The organism is Streptomyces sp. NPDC046716 (genome assembly GCF_040645755.1).
Lineage (GTDB): Bacteria > Actinomycetota > Actinomycetes > Streptomycetales > Streptomycetaceae > Streptomyces.
Genome location: NZ_JBEYYU010000005.1, coordinates 157,100 through 179,371, shown reverse-complemented (window position 1 = coordinate 179,371; position 22,272 = coordinate 157,100). Strand labels below are relative to the sequence as shown.

Genomic DNA, 22,272 nt, shown 5'->3' with positions numbered 1-22,272 from the left:
AGCGTGCCCGTGCTGTCTTTCGCCGATGCCGGGGAGGCGGCGGACCTCGCCGCCTTCCTCGGCCGGCTGCTGCACTACGACAAGGCGGCCGCCGTCCGGCTGCAGGCGCAGTCCGGCGGGCAGGCGCTCGCGGTGTTCGGGCGGCCGCCGTCTTTCGAGGTGCTGGCCATCCGTACGGCCCGGCTGCTCAAGCCGTACGAGAACGGGATCGACGACACGCTCGACGTGACCGTGTCCGCCGGTGAACTGCTCGACTCCGTCGACGAGATCGGCGCGACGGCTGGGGTTCCGGCCGCCGTCACCGGGCCGCCCTGGGCCGGGGTGCTGCCCCCGCGGGGCGGCTGGCGGCGCGTGGAAGGATTCCCCGCCGCCGAAGAGCTGCGCGGGCTCGTGAAGACCGCCGTGGGCGAATTCCGCGGCCGGGTCGAGGAGTTGGCGTCCGAGGCGCGGACCCGGACCGCGCTCGACAACATCGGGCGGGACATCTGGTCCCGGGAGATCGTCGTGGGCGACGGCACCGCGGTGCCGGTGCGGGTCGCGCACGCGGCCGTCTCGCTCGGATTCCTGCGGGGCGCGTCGGTGGATCTGCTGGCCGCCGGAGCGTGGCTGCGGCTGCGTACCGCCTACGGATCCGTGGCCGTCCGGCGGGCCGCCGCATCGGGGCTCGGCGGTCTTGCCGTCACGCCTGCCTGAGCGTTCCGGACCGGTCCGACGGCTCAGCCCGCCCCTAGGGCATCCCGCGTGCTTCGGCCCGTCGCGGCGGGGCTCGGCGGTCTTGCCGTCACGCCTGCCTGAGCGTTCCGGACCGGATCGACGGCTCAGCCCGTTCTAGGGAACCCGTCGCGGCTCAGCCCGCCGTGTTCACCATCGATGCCGCCGCGTACGTCAGGTAGTTCCACAGCGTCCGCTCGTGCTCCTCGGACAGGCCGAGGTCGTCGACCGCGTCCCGCATGTGCTTCAGCCACGCGTCGTGCGCCGCCCGGTCCACCTGGAACGGGGCGTGCCGCATCCGCAGCCGCGGGTGGCCGCGGTTGTCGCTGTACGTGCGCGGGCCGCCCCAGTACTGCATCAGGAACAGGACGAGGCGCTCCTCGGCCGGGCCCAGGTCCTCCTCCGGGTACATGGGGCGGAGCAGCGGGTCCTGGGCGACGCCCTCGTAGAAGCGGTGCACGAGGCGGCGGAAGGTCTCCTCGCCGCCGACCTGCTCGTAGAAGGTCTGCTCCTGGAGTGTGTCGCGCGGGGTCTCAGTCACCCCTCCATCGTCTCAGACGCGGAGATCCAGGACTCGGGTCGTAGGACCTCGCCGTTTCCGGCCACGGGCCGCACAGTGGTCGTATGGGTACGGAGCGCGGCGGCGGAGCGGACGGTCTCGCGTTGCCCGCCGGGCGGGCGCGGGCCGGGCTCGTGCGCGAGATCGCCGCGACCGGGGTCTGGGACCGGGACGCGGGGTGGCGTGCCGCCTTCGAGCGGGTTCCCCGGCACCTCTTCGTGCCGTACTACTTCGTCGGGGCGCCCGGCGGCCACGAGCGGCTGTGGGGCGAGGACCCCGACCCCGCGCGGCGCGAGCGGTGGCTGCGGGGCGCGTACGCGGACCAGCCGCTCGCCACCCGGCTGCGGGACGGCGAACTCGTCTCCTCCAGCAGCCAGCCGTCCCTCATGGCGAAGATGCTGGTCGACCTCGAGGTGCGCGACGGGCACCGGGTGCTGGAGATCGGCGCCGGGACCGGATACAACGCGGCGCTGCTCGCGCACCGGCTCGGCGACGACGCCGTCACCACCGTCGATCTCGATCCGGAGATCACCGAGTCGGCCCGCGCGCATCTCGCCGCCGCGGGGTACCGGCCCGCCGTCGTCACCCGGGACGGGGCGCGCGGGTGTGCCGAACGGGCGCCGTTCGACCGGATCATGGCTACGTGCGCGTTGCGGGCGGTGCCGGTGGGGTGGCTGGGGCAGTGCCGGCGCGGGGCGCTGATCCTGGCGCCGGTGGCCACCGGGCTGCTGAAGCTGGAGGTGCGGGACGCGGAGTTCGCCCAGGGGCGGTTTCTGCCGACGCCGGCGTACTTCGTCGCGGTGCGGGGCGAAGGGAGCGAGCCCCGTGGGGGCGCCGTCAGCGGGGTGCCCCGGCGGGTGGCGCGGGACGATGTGTTCCGGTTCCTGCTGGACCTGAGCGGGGGGCGGGTCGAGGCTTCCGAACTGCTGGCGTGGTGGGAGGAGGCGGGGCGGCCCGGCCGTGAGCGGTTCGGGGTGACCGTCAGTGGGGGGCGGGAGTGGGTGTGGCTCGATGAGCCGGGGCGGACTTGTGGGTGGTGGGAGCCGGTCGGTGGGGGTTAGGGCCGGGGAGAGTCGCCCCCGCCGCCCCTTCCCGTCCCGAAACCGGGGGCTGCGCCCCCGGAGCCCCCGATCCCGCGCTTCGTCGTCGAGTGCGGGTCTGGCCGCTTCTCGCGCAGTTCCCCGCGCCCCTCGCGGGGCTTCTCAGCCCCGGTGGATCGTGATGGTCGTCCAGGCGCCCACGTGGACCTGGTCGCCGTCCTGGAGGGGGACCGGGACGAAGGGCTGGATGGGCTCCTCGCCGCCGTTGACCGTCGTGCCGTTCGTCGAGTTCTGGTCGACGACCGCCCAGCTGCCGTCCGGCTGCTGCACCAGCACCGCGTGCTGGTGCGAGACCCCGGGGTCCTCCGGCGGGACCGACAGGTCGATGTCGGGGGTGTCGCCCGTGGAGTGGCGGCGGCGGCCGATCGAGAGCTGGTTGCCGACCAGGGGGCGCTGCTGCTCCGGGGAGTACGCGGGCAGGTTCAGGCCCGACGCCTCGGGGCCGCTGCGCTGCATCATCGCCAGGAAGTAGTCGCGGTCCGGGCCGATCGTCGCCGACCACGTCACATGGCCCTGCGGCTGCTGCGGCTGCTGCGGCTGCTGAGGGGGCTGCTGCTGGAACGGCGGCGGGGGCTGCTGCTGGTAGCCCTGGTCCGGCGCTGTGGTGGGTGACGACGGCGGCGAGATCGTCCAGTCGTCACCGCTCGTGCCACCGGGGCCCCCGGGACCGCCGAACGACGGGTTGGGCGGCTGCTGGACCGGAGGCTGCTGGTACGCCCGCGGGGGACCCTGCGGGAACGGGGCCGGGCCCGAGGGCTCGCTCCCGAACGGGGCCGGCGGAATCGGTTCGGCCGGGCGGTTCATCTGCGAGGGGCGCGAACCCTGGTACTCGTACGGGTCCTGGCCGGGGCCGGGGCCGGGGCCCTGTCCCGGACCGGGGCCGGGGCCCTGCGGCGGCTGCTGGAAGCGCATCGCCGGGTTCCCGGGCCCACCGGGGCCGCCAGGGCCGCCGGACGTGGGCAGCGGCGGGTTCGGCGCCGCGGGGGTGTACGACGTCGCCGTGTTCGTGAGGAAGTTCCAGCGACACTCCTCGCAGAAGGGCGCACCGCCCTCACGCGGCGTACGGCACTGCGGGCACAGCTCCGGCGCCCGGGGGGCCTGCGGAACCTGCTGCTGCGGCGGGTAGCCGTAGCCGGGGGCCGGAGGTGGCGGCGGGGGCGGAGGTACGGCACCGGCCATGCGGTGACCGCAGACCTCGCACCAGTCGTCGGAACCCGACTGGTGTCCGTTCGGGCAGGTCGGCATGTCGGCGCTTCCCCCTCTCCTTCACGTGCAAGCCCGGGCTTGCCATGGGTGATCTCGGATGGCTACTTCTTGACGCGGACGGTCTTGGTGGAGCGGGTCTCGAGAGTCATCTCGTCGGCCTCCGCGACCTTCGGCTTCAATCGAACAGTACCTTCCGCGGCGTCCACCACGTCCACCACCTTCGAAAGCAGTTTCGCCGTATCGGCGTTTCCGGAGAGCGCCGCGAGCTGCACCGCACGGCCCAGCTTCGCCGTCGCCCCGTCCGCGTCGCCCGCCTTGCGCGCGTCCAGGCCCTGCTGGATCACCTGCGCCAGTTCCGCCTGGCCCGTGTAGTGGGCGACCTGCGGGTTGATCGACGTGGAAGCCGTCATGTCGTCCGTCCAGACCGCGCGGACCAGGCCCTGCGAGAGGCTCTGGGCCGAGCCGTCCGGCTGCGGGATCACCAGGGAGACGCGGGCGGCCAGCATCTCCTGGCCCAGCTCGGCGGTCGGGACCTGCACGCAGACGTGGTAGTCGCGGGACTCGTCGCCCCAGGAGCCGGTGGGGTAGTCGCCGGCCCGCGGGCCCGCCTCGGCGCGGCGCTCGGTCAACTCCTCGACGGTGGGCGCCACTTGCTTCACGAACTTGATCTCGGAGCCGAGCGGGGTCCACAGGCGCAGGCTCACGTCCGCGACCTCCTTGCCCATCGCCGTCTCCATCATCTGCGTGAAGTCGTCGGCCAGGTGCGCCGGGTCGGCGACGATGTCGGCGGTGCCGAGCAGCGCCGAGGCGATTCCTGTGACTTCCTTCACTTCCCAGTCGGTGCCCACGCCCCGCGCGTCACAGGTGAAGCGGCCGGACGTCGCGTCCAGGGTCGCCCGCAGGTCCTCCGGCGACTCGTGCTCGTTGCGCCCGTCGGTCAGCAGGATGCCGTGCCGCACCATCGACGCCGAGGAGTCCGCCGCGTACAGCAGGCGGTCGGCGAGCCGCAGCCAGGTGCCGATCGCCGTGCCGCCGCCCGCGGACAGCTTGCGCAGCGCCTGCTTGGCCTGGTCGCGGGTGGTGGCGTCGGCGACGGCGAGCCGCCCGTTGCCCGGGTAGATCTCCTTGGCGACGTGGGTGCCCGCGATCACCGCGAAGTGCACGCCGTCGCGCAGGGTGTCGATCGCGGCGGCCGACGCCTCGCGGGCCCCGCGCATCTTGGTCGGCGGGTAGTCCATCGAACCGGAGCAGTCGACCATCAGCGCGACCGCGGCGTCCACGGTGCCGCCGGGGCTGTACAGGTGCGGGGCGCCCACGGCGCCGCCCACCGTCCCGCCGCCCGTGGAGGTCACCGTGACGATCGCGTTGACCTCCCGGCCCCCCTCCGGCAGGTACTCGTTCTGGTACACCTCGACCGAGAACTGCGGCACGGTCGGCTTCGAGAAATTGGCCATGATGACAAGTCCCCCCTGGACAACATCACTTGAGCACTGAGCGACGCACGGGCCGGCCTCAGGCCGATCCTGCCCCCTGCCGAGCCCCCGGGAACGGCAGGACCGCCACTGTTACGTTGTCGTGGCCCCCGCCGTCGAGGGCGTGACCGGTCAGCACCTGTGCCGCGTGCAGCGGACGTGCCGCGGCGTCGGCGGGCACGGCCCGGGCCATCTCCTCGGCCGACTCCGCGTAGTTCCACAGGCCGTCGGAGCACACCACCACGACACCAGGCCGGTCCGGCTTGAAGGAAGCCGTGTGCGGCTCCAGTTCGTACGCGTCCGCGCCGAGCCAGCCGGTGATCGCGTGGGCCCGCTCGTCCGCGTACGCCTCCGCCTCGCTCATCAGGCCCGCCGCGACCATCTGCGCCGCCCACGAGTCGTCCTCGGTGAGCCGGGCCGCGGTCGCGGTGCGGTCGTCGGGCACCCAGTAGGCGCGCGAGTCGCCGACCCAGCCGACGACGAGCAGCTCACGGGTGACGATCGAGCCGACGAAGGTGCACGCCGGGGCGTTCTGGTGCGGCTGGTGCTCGCGGGCCGTCGCGGGCTCCTGCGCCAGCGCGTTGACCGCCTCGGCGGCGATCAGGATCGCCTCGTGCAGGGCCTGCTGCGGGTGGGTTCCGCGCGGCAGGGACTCGTGCAGCGACTCGTTGGCCGCGCGGGTCGCGGCGAGCGAGGCGTCGTCGGGGCGGGTCGCGGACGACACCCCGTCGCAGACCAGCGCGACCACGGCGGGGGAGCCGTCGGGCAGCGCGGCCGAGGAGATCACGAACGCGTCCTCGTTGCGGTGGTGGCGCAGGCCCCGGTCGCTGACCGCGGCGACCGCGCCCAACTCCTGCTCCATGTGATCGCGTTCGCGCGGCTGGGCGTGCCCGCAGTTCTCGCAGTAGCCGTCCGGGTCGACCTGCCCCGCGCGGCAGGCCACGCACACCTTGGTGCCGGCCGCCGGCGTGGCCGCCTCCAGCTGCTCGGGCGTCGCGGTCCGCGGATCGGGCGCGCCGCCGCCGGACTCGATGCCCTCCAGGTCGGTCGCCTGGTGCACCGGCGCGGGGGTGTCCGAACTGTCCGGCTCCTGGGCGGCCGGCCACTCGGCGGACCCCTCCGGAGCGGGCGTCATCGTCAGCGTCGGGCTGTCGTCCGGCGCCGACGCCCGGGGCGCCGACGAAAGGTCGTACCCGCAGGCCCCGCAGAAGCGGTCGCTCTCGTCGAGCGGCTCCTCACAAGCGGGACACACTGACATAGCTGTCGACTGGTGCGTCTGCGACATCAACTCACACCCACGTCCGAGGGCGGTAGCGGTTGGCCCGCTCCACCAGTTCGATCCTCTCCTCGCCCCTTGAAGCGAGCCTGGCCAGTGTCCGGTACGAGCGCTCCAGGCCGAGGCGCAGTCCGTGCTCGTCCAGATCGTTGCCGAGCACCACCGTGCCTGCGGGGCCTGCCGGCTGACCGGAACCCTGCCTACCGGAGAGTACCCAGTCGAGCGCGGTACCGAGGACCTCGGTCGACAACTGCTCGCGGCGCACCGCGTCGAGGCCGAACGCGTCGAGCGCCTCGACCTGCCCCGCGGCGGCGGTCAGGTCGCCCAGCAGCGGGTCGCCGTTGGCCGCGGCCGGGGCCTCCGCCATCCGTCCCCGCAGCCGGGCCCGGACCGCGGCGACCCGGGCCGCCGTGTAGTGGATGGAGGACTCCGGCACCGACTCCAGGGTGCGCACCGAGCCCGCCCGGTCACCGGCGGCGAGCTGCACCCGGGCCAGGCCGAACGCCGCGCTGACGTAGCTCGGGTCGGTGGCCCAGACGAGGCGGTAGTACTCCGCCGCGTTGTCCAACTGGCCCAGGACCTCCGCGCAGACGCCGAGCGCCAGCTTGGGCGCGGGCTCGCCGGGGAACGCGTCGTAGATCGCGTCGAAGGACAGCGCCGCGCCGGCGTGGTCGCCGACCGCGAGCGCGGCCACGCCCCGGTACCAGACCACCCGCCAGTCGTCGGAGTGGTCGGCCTCCAGGGCCGCGAGGCCCCGCCCCGCGGCGTCGAGTTCGCCCATCTCCAGGCGGGCCCGCAGCTCGCGCAGGCGCAGTTCGAGGGAGGCGACGGGGGCCGCGTGCAGGGCCGCGATCAGCTCGGCCGGAGCCGAGGTCATCAGGCCCGCGAGGAAGCCGGCGTTCGCATCGTTCGGGTCGACCCGGGGGACCGGCAGGGCCAGCGCGGTGCCGACCGCCTGGAGCGGTCTGACCAGCGCCGAGGGGGACGGCGGCAGCACGGGCGGGGCCGGTGCCGGGGACAGCGCGGCCTGCTTCCCCCGCCGCGCCCGTACGGGCACCTCGCGCACGCCGAGACGCGACACATCGGTGTCGAGCCGGCCGAACAGCTCGGTGTCCGTGACCTTCACCTCGGGCCCGAAGAGCGTGGACAGGGCCGGTCGCGGCCGGTCCGTCTGGAGCGCGACGACCTCGCGCAGCACGCCCGTCAGCTGCTCGGCCATCTCCTGCGCGGACGCGAAGCGGCGGGCCGGGTCCGGGTCCGTGGCGCGCACCAGGAGCCGGTAGAACGACTCGTAGCGGCGGAAGACCTCGATGTTGTCGGGGTCGGGCAGGGAGTCCGCGAAGACGTTCGTGTAGCCCTGGAAGTCGAAGGTGAGCAGCGCGAGGGTCCGGGCGACCGTGTACAGGTCGGAGGCGACGGACGGGCCGACCTCGGCGACCTCGGGCGCCTGGAAGCCGACCGTGCCGTAGATGGCCGACTCGGCGTCGTCCATCCGCCGGACCGCGCCCATGTCGATCAGCTTGAGCTGGTCCTCGGTCTGGATCGCGTTGTCGACCTTGAAGTCGCAGTACAGGAGGTTGCGGCTGTGCAGATGGCCGAGCGCCTCCAGCGCCTCGATGCCGTACGCGCACGCCTGCTCGACCGGCAGCGGATCGCGGCGGCCCTGCGGGGTGCGCCGCTCGTTGGCGATCTCCTTCAGCGACTTGCCGCCCACGTACTCCATGACGATGTAGCCGTCCATGGAGCCGGTGCGCTGGTCGAGGTGCTCGACGAAGTTGTAGATCCGGACGATGTTCGAGTGCTCGATCTCGGCGAGGAAGCGGCGCTCCGAGATGGCCGCCGCCATCGCGTCCTGGTCACCGGTGTCGAGCAGGCCCTTGAGGACCACCCAGCGGTCGGAGACGGCGCGGTCGACGGCGAGGTAGACCCAGCCGAGACCGCCGTGCGCCAGACAGCCGGCGACCTCGTACTGGCCGTGCACGACATCGCCGGTGGCCAGCTTCGGCACGAACGAGTACGGGTGTCCGCACTTGGTGCAGAAGCCCTCGGTGCGGCCCGGCCGCTCCCCGCGCGAGCGGCCCACGGGAGCCCCGCAGTCCGAGCGCGAGCAGAATCGCTTCCGCTCGGGGACCTCGGGGTTCTCCTGCACCATCGCGCGCGGATCGGGCCGCGGCACGTCGGGCACCCGGACGAGCCCCGCGCCGAGCCGCGCCCGGCCCGAACTGCTCGCGCTCGCGCCCGAACTGCGCACCGACACCGACCGGGAGGTCGACGTCCCGGACAGCGAACGCGACAGCCGCCCCGAGACCGACCGGCGCGACTGCGAGGACCGCGACGACGTGCGCGTCGAACGCGCCGACGAGCGGGAGCTGGACCGGGAGCTCTGCGAGCCGCGCGCACCGCCGCCCGCGATCCCGGTCGGCGGCGACGACACCATCCCGGTCGGCGACACGACCGGGGCGAGCCCGCAGGTGTCGCAGTACAGCTCGCCACCGCCCATGTCCGCGTAGGAGCCGCCGCAGCCGGGCCGCTGGCAGGCGCCGGGGCGCGGCGCCGCGGGTCCCGTGCCGGGCCCCGCGGCCGGGGCGGCCTGTGGCTTCAGGCCACAGGTGTCGCAGTACAGCTCCCCGCCCATGTTCTCGTAGTGGCCCGTGCAACCGGGCCGCGTGCATCTCTGAGCCCCCGCCACGACTAGGACTCCCCCCTCTGGTCCGTGGGCGCGGCCAGTACGTCCGCCGCCGCCCTCTGATACCGCAGCACCGCCGACTCCGCCGCCCGCAGATCGCAGGGGGCGCTCCACAGCATGCGGCGTGCCGCGTCGTACCGCTCGACGAGCAGCGGGTCCTCGGCGAAACCGAGCCGACCCACCTTCGCCTTGTACGCGTCGAGCCGGCCGCGCAGCTCCGCGCGGACGGCCAGCGGAGCGGTCACCGCGGTCAGCGACTCGCGGGCGCGCAGCAGTTCGTCCTCCGCCTTCGTCTCCAGGGACTCCAGGAGCGGGGAGAGCCGGTTCCACTGGCCGTGCCTGCGGTACTCGGCCGCCGTCGCCAACTGCTCCTGGAGCGCGGTCGGCGGGCCCGACACGGCCGGCACCTCCGAGGCGGCGATCTTCGCCAGCACCTCACCGCGCGCCGATCTCGCCTCGGCGAGGGTGCGGTCCGCGCGCGAGAGCACGTCCCGCAGCCGGCCCAGCCGTGCCTCCGCGTCCTGCCGCACCGTCAGCACGGCGTCGATCTCGCGCCGCACCTCCTCGATGGCCCGCGCCTCGCGGTCGTACGCGGTGGTGTCCGGGCGGCCGCCGCCGGGCGCCGAACTGCCCTGCGCCTTCTGCCAGTACGCCAGCGGGTCGGAGACCACTTCCTCGCGCAGCCGGGTCAGCACGGCGGTGATCCGCTCCAGGTCGTCTCCGGCCGGGTGCTCGCCGGGGCGGACGCCGACGGAGTGCGCGAGCTGCCGGGTGCGGCCCAGCTCGGCGGCGAGCAGGTCTATCCGGGCGGGCAGCGCCGACCACACCGCGTCGGCGGCCACCACCATGTCCAGCGACGACGCGTACAGGTCGTTCATCCGCTCCACGAGCGCGGCGAGCGTGAACTGCTCGGAGAGCTTCGCCGGACCGGTGATCGACGGGGACAGACCGGCCGTGCTCGCGCCCGGGGCGACGGTGACGCTCTCGCCGCGCAGCAGGTCGGTCAGCTCCACCAGGTCGTCCCGGCTGGGCCAGCGGCGCTGGGAGCGGATCTCGCGGGCGGTGCGCAGGGCGCCCGCGTACGCGTCGAAGTACGCCCAGAGCAGCGTGATCGCCTGCTCGGCCGACGACCAGCGCTCCCGGGTGGTCCCGGTCAGCTCGGCGCCTTCGAGCAGGCGACGGCCCGCGTGGTCCTGGAGCGCGAGCAGCGACGTCTCGATGGCCTCGTGCTCGGCACCGAGACGGGCCAGGGCACGGTCCGCCTCGTCCCGGTCCATCACCGGACCAGGGGGTCCCGCGACGCCCATCGATCACCTCTCGCTTTTCTCAACTGCGCTGCCTGTGCTCTTACTTGTACTTCGGCGCCGGCGGGCCCGACGACGGGCCGAGGTCGGCCTCCAGCCACTTGTCGTAGGACTTCTGCCAGCCGCTGTTCTTGCCGCCGCTGCGGTAGTCCTCCAGCACCTGGTTGACCCGGCGCACCAGGTCGTCGGCGCCCTTCTTCATGGCCACGCCGTAGTACTCCGTGGTGAACGGCTCGCCCTTGAGCTGCACCGTCGGGTCCTGCGCGGCCTGGCTCGCCGCGAGGGCGCCGTCCGTGACCACCGCGTCGACCTCGCCGAGCTGGAGGCGCACCAGGCAGTCCAGCTGGTTCGGCACGGTCGTGGTGATGTCGGTGCTGCGCGGGATCTCGTGCTTCTCGTCGCGGCCGTCGCCGAGCGCCGTCTCCGCCGTCGAGCCCTTCGCGGTGCAGACCCGCTTGCCGGCCAGCGACTTGTCGTAGCCGGTGATGTCCGAGGCGCGCGGGGCGAGCACCTGCTGGCCGGTCTGGAAGTACGCGGTGGAGAAGTCGACGTCGTCGAGGCGGTCGCAGCTGATGGTCATCGTGCGGACCACCATGTCGACCTGGCCGCTCTTGATCGCCGGGATGCGCTGGTTGGTGGGGATGGCGCGGAACCGGATCGCGCCGGGGTCGCCGAGGATCTCGCCCGCGATCTCGTGCGCGAGGTCGATGTCGAAGCCCTCCAGCTCGCTGGTCCTCTCCTCCGGCGAACCGTCCTTGTCCAGGCCCTTGTTGGGATCGCGGTAGCCCCAGCGGTAGCTGTTCTGGTCGACGCCGACCGACAGATAGCCGCGCGACTTGATGGCCTTCACGGCCTCGCCGTTCTGGTCGCCCTTCGGGTCGAGGCTGCGCTCCGGCTCCCGGCCCTTCACGGTCGGGCTGCAGTCCTTGGCCTTCGCCTGCACCCCGTCGGCCACGCCGCCCGAGCCGAGGCCCGTGCTGCCGTCGCCGCTCGCCGTGTGCGACAGGGGGAGCAGCACCGTGAACACCGCCACGAGGGCGCAGGCGACCGCGGCGGCCATCGCCGCCACGCCGCCCCAGCCGCGCAGACTCACCCTGTGCGCGTCTCGCTCGTCCATCTCCGCACCCCCTCTCACCGGTACTCCGAAAGCCTGCGCCCGATGCCCAGCACCGCGCCGGCCGCCGCGAGCACCGCAAGGACCGCCGCGCCGACCGAGAGGCCGGTCATCGCGTCGCGGCCGCCGGTGGCGTCGGACGTGAACTGCGCCTGCTCGTGCACCAGGGCCTGGTCGAGACTCTGGTCCACCAGATCGAAGCACTCGCCCGTCGGTTTGTCGTCCTTCGAGCCGATGATCTTGTCGAGGGCGCCCTGATAGTTACCGGAATCGTCCTGCTTGCGTGCTTCGGTGTGGCGGTTGCGCCACTCCAGCATGGCGCTGTTCGCCTTGGTCACCGGCGCCTCGCCGGACGCGTCCCCCTCGGCGAGGGCGTCCGCCGCCTTCAGTCTGGTCGCCAGTGTCGTCATCTGCTTCTGGAAGTCGACGTCGTACTTGTCCTTGACCTCGTCGCCCACGGTCACCGTCTCGGCGCCCCGGCTGACCAGCGTCAGGTTCTCGTTGCCCCGCGCCTTCAGGGACGCGATGCTCGCGTCGTGCAGCACGTTCAGCGAGCGGACGCCCTGGTCGTACGAGGCGTTGAGCCCGCTGCGCGCCACCGTGTGCCCGACCACCAGCCACAGCAGCACGACGGCCGACGCCGCCGTCGCCGCCAGCAGCCCGTGGTTGAACACCCGGTTCGTCAGACGGTAGTTGCGCCGCTGCGCCCACGCGAGACCGCCGAGCGCGACGACGCCGAGCGCGATCGCGATCCAGGGGTACGGGGTCGCCGCGTCGTAGTCGTCGCGCAGCCGCTGGTTCTCCTTGGTGTACAGGTCCTCGGCGGCCGGGAGCATCTCGGTCTGCATCTTCTCGTTCGCGTACCGCAGGTAGGCGCCGCCCAGCGGGTAGCCCTGCCGGTTGTTGGCGCGGGCGCGCTCGATGAGGCCCTTGTACTCGGGCAGCAGCCTGTTGAGCTTCGCGATCGTGGCGGCCGACGGGGTGCCCGGGTCGGTGCTGGCCGCGGCGGTGACCAGCTTGTCGGCCGCGGTGCGGATGTCCTTCTCGTACCGGGTACGTACCGCGGCCGTCTCCTGGCCGCCGGCCAGGAAGCCGCTGGACGCCGTGGTGTTGGCGTCGGCGAGGGAGCGGTAGATGTCGGCGGCGTCGGCGCTCAGCGGCTGGCTGGAGTGCAGCACGTCGTCGGCGGCGGCCGAGCGGTCCGTCATCTGCCAGGCCGTCGTCGCGCCGAACGCGATGACGAGCAGGGCGAGGACGGCGCCGATGATGCGCAGCCGGCCCGGCTCGGTGGTGGCCGCCGACTTCAGGCGGTCGATGCCCTCGGCCCAGGCCGTGCGGCGCGGCTCCGCCGGGGGCGGGGCGGTGGGTGCCGGTGGTGTGGTGCCGCGGGTCTGTTGCGGCGGGACCGTCGGCATCGTGGGCACGGCGCCGTGGCCCGGCGGCGCCGTGCTTCCGTTCGGCGGGTATGTCACTTCGACCCTCCCCCATGGTCGTGCGTCGGCGGTAAGTATCGCTGCCGCGACTGACATCCGCACAGGCATTGACTCGATCTTGTTTGCGAGCCCTGCATTTGAACACGTGTCGGGGGTGGGTTCGGTTCCCTGGGGGTGATCTGCGGGCCGGTGGCCTCTTCTCGCGCAGTTCCCCGCGCCCCTGAGGCATGCGCTGACGCGCAGCCTCACCTGGACGAGCGGAGCTCGTTTCAGGGGCGCGGGGAACTGCGCGATCAGCCACGGCGAGAGCCGCGGGTGCTATCCGGCGTAGTGGGATCTGACCTTCGCGTGGACCGGCGGGGGTGCCCCGAGGGTGTCCAGGCCCAGGAGCGCGGCGCCCAGGACCGGGCGTTCCGTGACGACCCGGGGCTCGGACTTCGGGGCGCGGGCGGCCAGCAGATCGCGGATGCGGGAGTCCAGCTGAGGATGGCGGGCAGCCAGGACGCTGCCGCCGAGCAGCACGGGGACCTGCGACTCCAGCAGGTCGAGGCGGCCCAGCGCCACCGTCGACATCGCCACGACCTCGTCGGCCATCCGGTCCACAAGGCCCCGGGCCACCGGATCACCCGCCGCCGCCGTGGCGAACAGCACCGGCGCGCACTCGTGCCGCCGCTGCGCCGGAATCCGCCCCAGGTGCAGCGCCTCGATCAGCGCGTACATGGAGTCCAGACCGAAGTGCCCGGGCAGGTCGTGCATCAGGGCCGTCGGTTCGCCGCGCCCGTCCTCGGCCCGCGCCGCGAACCACAGGGCCTCCTCCGCGAGGCCCCCGCCGCCGCCCCAGTCACCGGAGATCTTGCCGATGGCGGGGAAGCGGGCGGTACGGCCGTCGGGCAGCATGCCCACGCAGTTGACGCCGGCGCCGCAGACGACGGCGACCCCGCGCGGCTCGGCGTCCTCCAGGAGGCCGGCCCGCAGCACGGCGAAGGTGTCGTTGCGGACGTCGACACTGGAGGACCAGGCACGCGCACGGAGCGCGGCGGCCAGCTCCCTCTCCTCGATCGGGAGATCGGCGTTGGCCAGGCAGGCGGACACATGGTCCACCGAGTCGAGACCCGCCTCGGCGAGCGCCCGGCCGACCGCGTCCGCGAGCACGTCCACGGCGGCCTCGACACCCACGCGGGGCGGCTGGAACCCGCCGCCGCGGGCCGCGCCGACGACCGTGCCGTCGGCCGCGACCACCGCGACGTCGGTCTTGCTGTTCCCCGCGTCCACGGCAAGGAGGGTCATGCCCACGCGAGGTGCTCCCGGTTGTGCGCGATCAGCTGGTCGGTGAGCTGCTCGGCGTACTCGATCTGGCCCACCAGGGGGTGCGCGAGCAGCGCCTTGAAGACGCGGTCGCGCCCGCCGCGCAGGGCGGCCTCCAGGGCCAGGTCCTCGTACGCCGTGACGTTGGCGACGAGGCCCGCATACAGCGGGTCGAGCCGCGGGACGGGCAGCGGGCGCGCGCCCTTGCCGTCGACGGCCGCCTGCACCTCGATGACGGCGTCGTCGGGCAGGAAGGGCAGCGTGCCGTTGTTGTAGGTGTTCACCACCTGGTACGGGGATCCGCCCCCGCCCAGCAGCGACGCCGCCAGGTCCACGGCCGCCTCGCTGTAGAACGCGCCGCCGCGCTTGGCGAGCAGCTCCGGCTTCTCGTCGAGCGTCGGGTCGCCGTACATCTTCAGCAGCTCGCGCTCCATCTCGGCCACCTGCGCGGCCCGGGACGGCTTGGTGCGCAGCTCCCGTACGACGGCGTCGTGCTGGTAGTAGTAGCGCAGGTAGTACGAGGGGACGACGCCCAGGCGGTCGACGATCGCGCGCGGCATGTGCAGGTCGTCGGCGACGGCGTCACCGTGCTCGGCGAGGAGCCGCGGCAGCACGTTCTCACCCTCCGGGCCGCCCAGGCGCACGCCCAGCTCCCAGGTGAGGTGGTTGAGGCCGACGTGGTCCAGGTGGACCTGCGAGGGCTGCACGTCGAGGAGCTTGGCGAACTTGCGCTGGAAGCCGATCGCCACGTTGCACAGGCCGACCGCCTTGTGCCCGGCCTGGAGCAGGGCCCGGGTCACGATGCCCACCGGGTTGGTGAAGTCGATGATCCAGGCGTCGGGGTTGGCCCGGCGCACGCGCTCGGCGATGTCGAGCACGACGGGGACCGTGCGCAGCGCCTTGGCCAGGCCGCCGGCGCCGGTCGTCTCCTGGCCGACGCAGCCGCACTCCAGCGGCCACGTCTCGTCCTGGTTGCGCGCGGCCTGCCCGCCGATGCGGAGCTGGAGCAGCACGGCGTCGGCGTCGGCGACACCGGCGTCCACGTCCGACGTGGTGCGGATGACGCCGGGGTGGCCCTGCTTGGCGAAGATGCGGCGCGCGAGGCCGCCGACCAGCTCCAGGCGGTCCGCGGCCGGGTCGACCAGGACCAGCTCCTCGATGGGCAGGGTGTCCCTCAACCGCGCGAAGCCGTCGATGAGTTCGGGTGTGTAGGTCGATCCTCCGCCGACCACTGCGAGCTTCATAACCGAATAACCGTCCTTAGCCCTTTACTCCGGTGAGGGTGACGCCCTCCACGAAGGCCTTCTGTGCGAAGAAGAAGACGATGCAGACCGGCGCCATCACGAGAAGCGTCGCGGCCATCGTCAGGTTCCAGTTGACGCTGTGCGCGGACTTGAAGGATTCGAGTCCGTAACTCAGCGTCCAGGAAGCCGGGTTCTGGGCCGCGTAGATCTGCGGCCCGAAGTAGTCGTTCCAGCAGTAGAAGAACTGGAACAGGGCGATCGCGGCGATGCCCGGCTTGGCCATCGGCACCACGATCTTCAGCAGGGTCCGCAGCTCACCGCAGCCGTCGACCTTCGCCGACTCGATGTACTCCTTCGGGATCGTCAGCAGGAACTGACGGAGCAGGAAGATCGAGTACGCGTCGCCGAACGCCATCGGGATGATCAGCGGCCACAGCGTGCCGGAGAGGTGGAACTGCTGGGCCCACACCAGGTACATCGGGATCACGATGACCTGCGGCGGCAGCATCATCGTCGAGATGACGAGGATCATCGCGGTGCGGCGGCCGCGGAAGCGGAACTTGGCGAGCGCGTAGGCCACGGGGACGGCCGAGCAGACCGTGAAGAGGGTGCCCACGACCGCGTAGAAGATCGAGTTGCGCCACCAGTCGAGGAACCCGTCGGTCTCGAAGACGGTTTTGTAGTTCTCCCAGTGCCACGAGTCCGGCCACAGGTCGCCGCTCATCGCCTGGTCGTCGGCCATCACCGAGGTGAGGAAGACGAACACGAACGGGAGGATGAACAGCAGCGCCACGGCGATCGCGATGCTGTGCACGGCGATCCAGTTGAGGATCTCCTTGCGGCGCGGCCGGGTCGGCTCCGTGTCTCTGGCGGCGGGGGCGCCGGCGCTCGCGGCCGGACGCAGGGTGGTGGTCATGGGATCAGTCCTCCGCCGAGAGCAGGCCCGAGCGCTTGCGCATGAGCAGCATGGTCACGGCCATCGCGATGACGAACAGGACGAGCGAGAGCACGCACGCCGCGCCCGTGTTGAAGTTCTGGAAGCCCATCGAGTAGACGAGCTGGGGGACCGTGAGGGTCGAGTGGTCCGGGTAGCCGGGCTGGATGACCGAACCGGGGCCGATGGAGACACCGGAGGCGATCTTTCCGGCGACCAGGGCCTGCGTGTAGTACTGCATGGTCTGTACGACGCCCGTCACGACCGCGAACATCACGATCGGCGTGATCGACGGCCAGGTCACGTACCGGAACTTGGCGAACGGCCCGGCGCCGTCGAGCTCCGCCGCCTCGTACTGCTCCTTCGGTACGTCGAGCAGCGCGGCCATGAAGATGACCATGAGGTCGCCGATGCCCCACAGGGAGAGCAGGACGAGGGACGGCTTGGCCCAGGTGGGGTCGTTGAACCAGTTCGGGCCGTCGATGCCGATCTTCGCGAGGACCTCGTTGACCGGCCCGGTCGCCGGGTTCAGGAGGAAGACGAAGGCGACCGTGGCGGCCACCGGGGGCGCCAGGTACGGCAGGTAGAAGGCGGTCCGGAAGAAGCCGACACCGCTCTTGATCTTCGTGACGAGCAGCCCGAGCGAGAGCCCGAAGACCACCCGCAGCGCCACCATGATCACGACCAGCCACAGCGTGTTCCACAGGGCCGGGCCGAACAGCGGCATGTCCTGGAACACGTACTTCCAGTTCCTCAGCCCCACGAACGTGGGCGCCTTGATCTGGTTGTAGTGCATGAACGAGAAGTAGACGGTGGCGAGCAGCGGGTAGGCGAAGAAGACGCTGAACCCGATCAGCCAGGGGGACAGGAAGCCCAGGGTGCGCAGTCTGCGCCGCGCGGGCCGGGAGAGTGTGAGTGCCATGGTGGGTGCTCCGCCCCTCAGTTCTGCGACTGCAGCGTGTCGGCGTCGATGAGCTTGTCGAGGCGTTTCAGGCCCGCCTTGAGGTCCGGGACCCGCCCGGCCTCCTCCGTGTACGAGAAGTCCTGGAGCTGCACGACGTACATGCCGCCGTTGGTCGACGGGGGCATCACCTGGCTGTACTTGTTCTTGGCGATGTCCAGGAACGTGCGGAACGTCGGGTCGGCGTCCAGCTTCGGCGACGTGAGGGCCGCCTTCGTCGAGGGCACGTTGTGGATCGCGTTCGCGAACTTCACGACCTGGTCGGTGTCCGCGGTCAGGAACTTCAGCAGCTCCCAGGCGGCGTTCTGGTGCTTGCTGCTGTGCGCGATGCCGGCGACGGTGCCGGTGAGGTAGCCGCGCCCGTACTTCTCCACCTGGTCGTCGGGGACCGGCAGCGGGGCCACGCCCCAGTCGAACTTCGCCTTGTCGTCGTCGAGCATCAGACCGCGCCACTCGCCGTCGAGGTGCATGGCGACCTTGCCGGTCAGGAAGGCGTTCTGGTTCGACATCTCGTCGCCGAAGGAGGTGCGGAACCGCTCCAGGGCGCCGTAGCCGCCCTGCGCGTCCATCAGCTGCTTCGCCGTCTTGAAGAACTCGTACGACGCCGGTTCCTTCGCGAGCCGGGACTTGCCGTCCTGGTCGAAGTAGGTCGGCCCCCACTGGGCGAACAGCCGGTCGGGGCTGTTCTGGTAGAAGCGGAAGTTCGGCATGAAGCCGACGCGCTTGACCGTGTTGCCGCTCTTCTGCGTCAGCTTCTTCGAGTCGGCGATGAACTCGGACATCGTCTTCGGCGGGTGGGTGATGCCCGCCTTCTCGAAGGCGTCCTTGTTGTAGTACATGCCGAAGGCGTCGGCGAGCAGCGGCAGCGCGCACTGGTTGCCGTCGTAACTGGTGTAGTCCAGAAGGGCCTTCGGGAAGGTCTTGTCCTTGTCGAGCCCGGTCTTCTTCATGAACGGGTCGAGGTCGGCCCACATGCCGGAGTCGCAGTACTGCCCGACGTTGTTCGTCGTGAACGACGAGACGACGTCCGGGGCCTCGTCGCCGCCGGCCCGCAGGGCCTGGTTGACGGTGGCGTCGGAGACGTTGCCGGTGGACTGCACATGGATGTTCGGGTGGAGCTTCTCGAAGCGGGCGATCGAGTCGTTGATCGCCTTGACCTCACCGGACGCCGACCAGCCGTGCCAGAACTTGATGGTCACGGGCTTGGTCGGATCGTCGTCGGCGCTCCCGGTACTGGGATTGGCGCAGCCGGCGAGCAGCAGTCCGGCCGCGGCGAGCACCACGGGTGCGCGCAGGGGTATGCGCCATCGCGGCATGGCGAACGTCCTTTACGTGGGTGGGACGGGGGAGGGGGCGGTGCGGGGGTACGGGTCAGGCGCCGCTGGTGTCGAAGACGGTGTCGCGGGCCTGGGAGAGGGCGGTGCGCAGGGCACCGGTGAGGATGGGGTCGTCGGCCAGTTCGCTGATGCGCAACTGGGGCCGGGGCAGGGCGAGTCCGGTGAGTTCGCGCTCCACGCGCTCGCGCAGCGCGTCGCCGCCCGCCTGGGCGACGAGCCCGGACAGCACGACGAGTTCGGGGTCGACGACGGCGACGACGGCGGCGAGACCGGTGGCGAGCCGCCGGGCCACTTCGTCGAGCACCTCGACGTCCTTCAGCGCCTCGGCGAGGTCCTCGGCACCGGCCAGCTCGCGGACGGCGGGGGCCGCCACCAGGGACTGGAAGCCGCCGCCCGCGTCGTTGCGGGCGTGCACCCGGTCGCCGCCCCGGGCGAGCGGGGCGCCGGGCAGCGGCATGTAGCCGATCTCGCCCGCGCCGCCGGTCGCGCCGCGCAGCAGGACGCCGCCGAGCACGATCGCGGCGCCGACGCCCTCGCCGACGTAGGCGAGGACGAAGTCGTCGTGGTCCTGGGCCGCGCCCTCGTACTGCTCGGCGAGGGCCGCGAGGTTGACGTCGTTCTCGATGGAGACGGGGGTGCCGAGCACCTCGGCCAGCTCGGCGCGCAGGGTGCGCGAGTGCCAGCCGGGCAGGTGCGGGGCGTAGCGCAGCTGGCCGCTGTGCGGGTCGATGGCGCCCGGGGTGCCGATGACGGCGGCGGTCAGGTCGTCGTGGCCGAGCCCGGCCCGCTCCAGGGCGCCGTCGACCGCCTCGCTGACGAGCTGCGCGGTGCGGTGGCGCACGTCCTCCGCCACGGCGACCGCCTCGATCCGGAAGCGGCCGCGCTCGGCGCCGGTGATGTCGGCGACGACCGCGGTGATGCCGGTCGGGTCGGCGGACAGCGCGGCGACGTGCCCGGCGTCCGGGGCGATCTCGTAGAGCAGGGCGTTGGGCCCGGGGCGACCGGTCTGGCTGCCCGTGGTGCGCACCAGCCCGGCCGCTTCGAGCCGCCCGAGGATCTGCGAGGTCGTCGGCTTGGACAGGCCGGTGAGTTCGCCGATCCGGGTGCGGGTGAGGGGGCCGTGGGCGACGAGGAGATCGAGGGCGGAACGGTCGTTCATCGCGCGCAGCACGCTCGGGGTGCCGGGGGTAGCGGCCATCTCGTGCTGTCTCCTCGCGGTGTCGCCATCGACTGTTAGGAAAGTTTCCTATTGGGTGCGAGGAACGTAAGACGCAGGTGAAGGGGGCGTCAAGAGAGGACGGCCCCTGGTTGTCCAACTCGTTACTTCGACGCCGACCGCGCACGGTGCGCCCGGGGTTGAATGAGGATCATGGGGTGGGACTGGCGTACGGGAATGGATGTGCTGTCCGTCGTGCTGGGCGTGGCGGGCGTGGTGGTGGGCTGCTGGACAGTGGCCACCGGGCGACTGCCGACGCGTCGGCGGCGCGGAGCGGTGAAGCGTCCGCGGCTGTGGGGGATCTCGGTGCTGTGCTGGGGACTCTTCCTCGCCACGCAGGTCTACGGCCTGCGCGACTGGTTCGAAGCGGAGGACTGGCGGTTCGGCGTCCGCGCCGCGCTGGCCGTCCTCGGCTTCGTGGCCCTGCTGGCCTCCGGGCCCACGCGCAGGCGGCGCCGAGCCTGACGGAGGGATGCCCGGGACCTCATCCCCCCGTCAACGCAAAGACCCGGATCGATGGTCAGGCGGAAACGCCTTCGATCCGGGCCAGGGCCTCGTCCGCGCCGAATGGCTGCAGATAGGGCAACCAGCGCGGATCCCTGTGCCCGGTCCCGATGATGCGCCAGGCCAGGCCCGTCGGCGGAGCGGGCTTGTGGCGCAGGCGCCAGCCGATCTCCACCAGATGGCGGTCGGCCTTCGTGTGGTTGCAGCGGCGGCACGACGCCACCACGTTGTCCCAGACGTGCTGGCCCCCGCGGCTGCGCGGGATGACGTGGTCGACGCTGGTTGCGACGCCACCGCAGTACATGCACCGGCCGCCGTCACGGGCGAACAGCGCACGCCGGGTCAGAGGGACGGGGCCCCGGTAGGGAACCCGCACGAACCGCTTGAGCCGGACCACGCTGGGTGCGGGGACGGTGCGTGTGGCGCTGTGCATGAAGGCGCCGGACTCCTCGAGACAAGTGGCCTTGTTCTCCAGGACGAGTACGAGCGCGCGGCGGAGCGGTACGACGCCGAGGGGCTCGTACGACGCGTTGAGTACCAGGACATGCGGCACGGAATGCCTCCTTGTACGCCGGCGGCGCGTGGCTCGCGCCGGGACGATCTGTAGTCAGTCTCCCCTCATCGCTGGTCATGGCGCCACCATGTCCGCGTAACGGGCTGGGAGTGTTTTCGACCACATCTCCCGCCCGTGCGGCGCGGGACCGGCGAAGACGCGGGTGGGCGCCGGTGAGCACCGTCTCTTCGCCGAACATCTCGACGATCCCCACACAATGCCCCGTTAGTGTGGTGGGCCTGCCCGCTCCTGTCCCCGAGTCGTGCCGCCCTGCGGCGGGCAGAGGCAACGCCTGGAGGTACCTGCCGTGATCTTGTCCGTCCTGTCGGCCGCCAGCGACACGGGCAACCAGCAGCCCACACTCAAGGACGCCCAGGAACAGGCCGGTCAGGCCGCCAGCTGGGTGGAGGAGAACTGGTCCGCCTGGCTCGGCATCGGCCTGCGGGTCCTGCTGATCGTCGTCATCGCCGCCGTGCTCCGGGTGGTCATACGCCGGGCCATCACCAAGCTGATCGAGCGCATGAACCGCACGGTCCAGGCCGTCGACGGCACCGCGTTCGGCGGCCTGCTGGTGAACGTCGAGCGGCGCCGGCAGCGCTCCCACGCCATAGGCAGCGTGCTGCGGTCCGTCGCGTCCTTCGTGATCCTGGGCACGGCCGCGCTGATGATCCTCAGCACCTTCGCCATCAACCTGGCCCCGCTGCTCGCCTCCGCCGGTGTCGCCGGTGTCGCGATCGGCTTCGGCGCCCGCAACCTCGTGACCGACTTCCTCTCCGGCGTCTTCATGATCCTGGAGGACCAGTACGGGGTCGGGGACACCATCGACGCCGGGGTCGCCTCCGGCGAGGTGATAGAGGTCGGGCTGCGCGTCACCAAGCTGCGCGGCGCCGAGGGCGAGATCTGGTACGTGCGCAACGGCGAGGTCAAGCGGATAGGGAACCTCTCGCAGGGCTGGGCCACCGCGGGCGTCGACGTCACCGTCCGCGCCGACGAGGACCTCGACAAGGTGCGGGCCGCGCTCTCCGAGGTCGGCGAGGCCATGAGCAAGGCCGAGCCGTGGAACGAGATGCTGTGGGGCCCGGTCGAGATCCTCGGCCTCGACAGCATGCTCCTGGACTCGATGGTGGTGCGGGTCTCCGCCAAGACCATGCCCGGCAAGGCCCTGACCGTCGAGCGCGAGCTGCGCTGGCGCATCAAGCGGGCCTTCGACGAGGCGGGCATCCGCATCGTGGGCGGCGTCCCGGTCGCGGTGGACGAGGCGGCCGCCGACCCGACGGCCGCAATGGCCGCGCCGTCGGCGTACGCCTCCACCACCTCGCCCCAGTCGCTGGCCGCCTCACCGCTCCAGAAGTAGCCG

Annotated in this window: 19 protein-coding genes; 4 read left to right on the top strand and 15 right to left on the bottom strand. The window is 72.1% G+C overall.

Annotated elements, in window-relative coordinates:
- Window positions 1-3: 3 nt before the first annotated feature.
- The gene (locus ABZ930_RS05895; protein ID WP_361542230.1) at window positions 4-693 is read left to right on the top strand and encodes a hypothetical protein; all 690 of its coding nucleotides are present in this window, start codon (window positions 4-6) and stop codon (window positions 691-693) included.
- A 154-nt stretch (window positions 694-847) separates the two neighbouring features.
- On the opposite strand, the gene ABZ930_RS05890 is transcribed toward ABZ930_RS05895, so the two are convergent.
- A complete protein-coding gene (locus ABZ930_RS05890) occupies window positions 848-1,252 on the bottom strand; it encodes a globin (protein ID WP_361542083.1) in 405 nt (134 codons plus the stop codon).
- A gap of 83 nt (window positions 1,253-1,335) precedes the next feature.
- Between ABZ930_RS05890 and ABZ930_RS05885 the strand changes: the two genes are divergently transcribed.
- Window positions 1,336-2,331 carry a methyltransferase domain-containing protein gene (locus ABZ930_RS05885; RefSeq protein ID WP_361542081.1) on the top strand — a complete coding sequence of 332 codons (996 nt, stop codon included), beginning with the start codon at window positions 1,336-1,338 and terminating at the stop codon, window positions 2,329-2,331.
- Between the two features lie 141 nt (window positions 2,332-2,472).
- Here the strand turns inward: ABZ930_RS05885 and ABZ930_RS05880 are convergent, their stop codons facing one another.
- The 13 genes from ABZ930_RS05880 to ABZ930_RS05820 all read right to left on the bottom strand — a co-directional run bounded on the left by ABZ930_RS05880 (window position 2,473) and on the right by ABZ930_RS05820 (window position 19,840).
- Window positions 2,473-3,615: an FHA domain-containing protein gene (locus ABZ930_RS05880; RefSeq protein WP_361542078.1), complete on the bottom strand. Its 1,143-nt coding sequence runs from the start codon at window positions 3,613-3,615 to the stop codon at window positions 2,473-2,475.
- A 62-nt stretch (window positions 3,616-3,677) separates the two neighbouring features.
- Window positions 3,678-5,030, bottom strand: coding sequence for a VWA domain-containing protein (locus tag ABZ930_RS05875; RefSeq protein WP_361542075.1), 1,353 nt, complete (start codon window positions 5,028-5,030; stop codon window positions 3,678-3,680).
- Window positions 5,031-5,088: 58 nt separating this feature from the next.
- Window positions 5,089-6,306 carry a protein phosphatase 2C domain-containing protein gene (locus ABZ930_RS05870; protein ID WP_361542072.1) on the bottom strand — a complete coding sequence of 406 codons (1,218 nt, stop codon included), beginning with the start codon at window positions 6,304-6,306 and terminating at the stop codon, window positions 5,089-5,091.
- A gap of 31 nt (window positions 6,307-6,337) precedes the next feature.
- The gene (locus ABZ930_RS05865; RefSeq protein ID WP_361542227.1) at window positions 6,338-8,824 is read right to left on the bottom strand and encodes a tetratricopeptide repeat protein; all 2,487 of its coding nucleotides are present in this window, start codon (window positions 8,822-8,824) and stop codon (window positions 6,338-6,340) included.
- Between the two features lie 191 nt (window positions 8,825-9,015).
- Window positions 9,016-10,317, bottom strand: coding sequence for a hypothetical protein (locus tag ABZ930_RS05860; protein ID WP_361542069.1), 1,302 nt, complete (start codon window positions 10,315-10,317; stop codon window positions 9,016-9,018).
- A gap of 40 nt (window positions 10,318-10,357) precedes the next feature.
- Window positions 10,358-11,431 (bottom strand): glutamate ABC transporter substrate-binding protein, encoded by a 1,074-nt coding sequence (locus ABZ930_RS05855; RefSeq protein ID WP_361542066.1) that lies wholly within the window; start codon window positions 11,429-11,431, stop codon window positions 10,358-10,360.
- A 14-nt stretch (window positions 11,432-11,445) separates the two neighbouring features.
- A complete protein-coding gene (locus ABZ930_RS05850) occupies window positions 11,446-12,900 on the bottom strand; it encodes a hypothetical protein (protein WP_361542063.1) in 1,455 nt (484 codons plus the stop codon).
- Window positions 12,901-13,179: 279 nt separating this feature from the next.
- Window positions 13,180-14,148 carry a BadF/BadG/BcrA/BcrD ATPase family protein gene (locus tag ABZ930_RS05845; protein WP_361542060.1) on the bottom strand — a complete coding sequence of 323 codons (969 nt, stop codon included), beginning with the start codon at window positions 14,146-14,148 and terminating at the stop codon, window positions 13,180-13,182.
- Window positions 14,145-15,410 carry a 6-phospho-beta-glucosidase gene (locus ABZ930_RS05840; RefSeq protein ID WP_361542057.1) on the bottom strand — a complete coding sequence of 422 codons (1,266 nt, stop codon included), beginning with the start codon at window positions 15,408-15,410 and terminating at the stop codon, window positions 14,145-14,147. The genes ABZ930_RS05845 and ABZ930_RS05840 overlap by 4 nt, the downstream gene beginning before the upstream one ends.
- A gap of 16 nt (window positions 15,411-15,426) precedes the next feature.
- On the bottom strand, window positions 15,427-16,326 hold the full coding sequence (locus tag ABZ930_RS05835) for a carbohydrate ABC transporter permease (protein ID WP_361542054.1): 900 nt from the start codon (window positions 16,324-16,326) through the stop codon (window positions 15,427-15,429).
- Between the two features lie 4 nt (window positions 16,327-16,330).
- Entirely contained in the window at window positions 16,331-17,266 is a 936-nt protein-coding gene (locus ABZ930_RS05830) for a sugar ABC transporter permease (protein WP_361542051.1), read from the bottom strand.
- A 17-nt stretch (window positions 17,267-17,283) separates the two neighbouring features.
- Complete coding sequence (locus ABZ930_RS05825; RefSeq protein WP_361542048.1) at window positions 17,284-18,621, bottom strand: ABC transporter substrate-binding protein; 1,338 nt, start codon at window positions 18,619-18,621, stop codon at window positions 17,284-17,286.
- 55 nt (window positions 18,622-18,676) lie between these two features.
- A complete protein-coding gene (locus ABZ930_RS05820) occupies window positions 18,677-19,840 on the bottom strand; it encodes an ROK family transcriptional regulator (protein WP_361542045.1) in 1,164 nt (387 codons plus the stop codon).
- A gap of 171 nt (window positions 19,841-20,011) precedes the next feature.
- Here ABZ930_RS05820 and ABZ930_RS05815 point away from each other — a divergent pair, with 171 nt between their 5' ends.
- On the top strand, window positions 20,012-20,323 hold the full coding sequence (locus tag ABZ930_RS05815) for a hypothetical protein (protein ID WP_361542042.1): 312 nt from the start codon (window positions 20,012-20,014) through the stop codon (window positions 20,321-20,323).
- A gap of 55 nt (window positions 20,324-20,378) precedes the next feature.
- On the opposite strand, the gene ABZ930_RS05810 is transcribed toward ABZ930_RS05815, so the two are convergent.
- Window positions 20,379-20,915, bottom strand: a complete 537-nt coding sequence (locus ABZ930_RS05810; protein WP_361542039.1) for an HNH endonuclease — start codon at window positions 20,913-20,915, stop codon at window positions 20,379-20,381.
- A gap of 307 nt (window positions 20,916-21,222) precedes the next feature.
- Here ABZ930_RS05810 and ABZ930_RS05805 point away from each other — a divergent pair, with 307 nt between their 5' ends.
- Window positions 21,223-22,269 carry a mechanosensitive ion channel family protein gene (locus ABZ930_RS05805; protein WP_361542036.1) on the top strand — a complete coding sequence of 349 codons (1,047 nt, stop codon included), beginning with the start codon at window positions 21,223-21,225 and terminating at the stop codon, window positions 22,267-22,269.
- Window positions 22,270-22,272 lie beyond the last annotated feature (3 nt).

Bases quoted from the DNA above. Each gene is read 5' to 3' on its own strand.
- ABZ930_RS05885 (WP_361542081.1), top strand. From the start codon at position 1,336: ATGGGTACGGAGCGCGGCGGCGGAGCGGACGGTCTCGCGTTGCCCGCC.
- ABZ930_RS05880 (WP_361542078.1), bottom strand. From the start codon at position 3,615: ATGCCGACCTGCCCGAACGGACACCAGTCGGGTTCCGACGACTGGTGC.
- ABZ930_RS05875 (WP_361542075.1), bottom strand. From the start codon at position 5,030: ATGGCCAATTTCTCGAAGCCGACCGTGCCGCAGTTCTCGGTCGAGGTG.
- ABZ930_RS05870 (WP_361542072.1), bottom strand. From the start codon at position 6,306: ATGTCAGTGTGTCCCGCTTGTGAGGAGCCGCTCGACGAGAGCGACCGC.
- ABZ930_RS05865 (WP_361542227.1), bottom strand. From the start codon at position 8,824: ATGGGCGGTGGCGAGCTGTACTGCGACACCTGCGGGCTCGCCCCGGTC.
- ABZ930_RS05860 (WP_361542069.1), bottom strand. From the start codon at position 10,317: ATGGGCGTCGCGGGACCCCCTGGTCCGGTGATGGACCGGGACGAGGCG.
- ABZ930_RS05855 (WP_361542066.1), bottom strand. From the start codon at position 11,431: ATGGACGAGCGAGACGCGCACAGGGTGAGTCTGCGCGGCTGGGGCGGC.
- ABZ930_RS05845 (WP_361542060.1), bottom strand. From the start codon at position 14,148: ATGACCCTCCTTGCCGTGGACGCGGGGAACAGCAAGACCGACGTCGCG.
- ABZ930_RS05840 (WP_361542057.1), bottom strand. From the start codon at position 15,410: ATGAAGCTCGCAGTGGTCGGCGGAGGATCGACCTACACACCCGAACTC.
- ABZ930_RS05835 (WP_361542054.1), bottom strand. From the start codon at position 16,326: ATGACCACCACCCTGCGTCCGGCCGCGAGCGCCGGCGCCCCCGCCGCC.
- ABZ930_RS05830 (WP_361542051.1), bottom strand. From the start codon at position 17,266: ATGGCACTCACACTCTCCCGGCCCGCGCGGCGCAGACTGCGCACCCTG.
- ABZ930_RS05825 (WP_361542048.1), bottom strand. From the start codon at position 18,621: ATGCCGCGATGGCGCATACCCCTGCGCGCACCCGTGGTGCTCGCCGCG.
- ABZ930_RS05820 (WP_361542045.1), bottom strand. From the start codon at position 19,840: ATGGCCGCTACCCCCGGCACCCCGAGCGTGCTGCGCGCGATGAACGAC.
- ABZ930_RS05815 (WP_361542042.1), top strand. From the start codon at position 20,012: ATGGGGTGGGACTGGCGTACGGGAATGGATGTGCTGTCCGTCGTGCTG.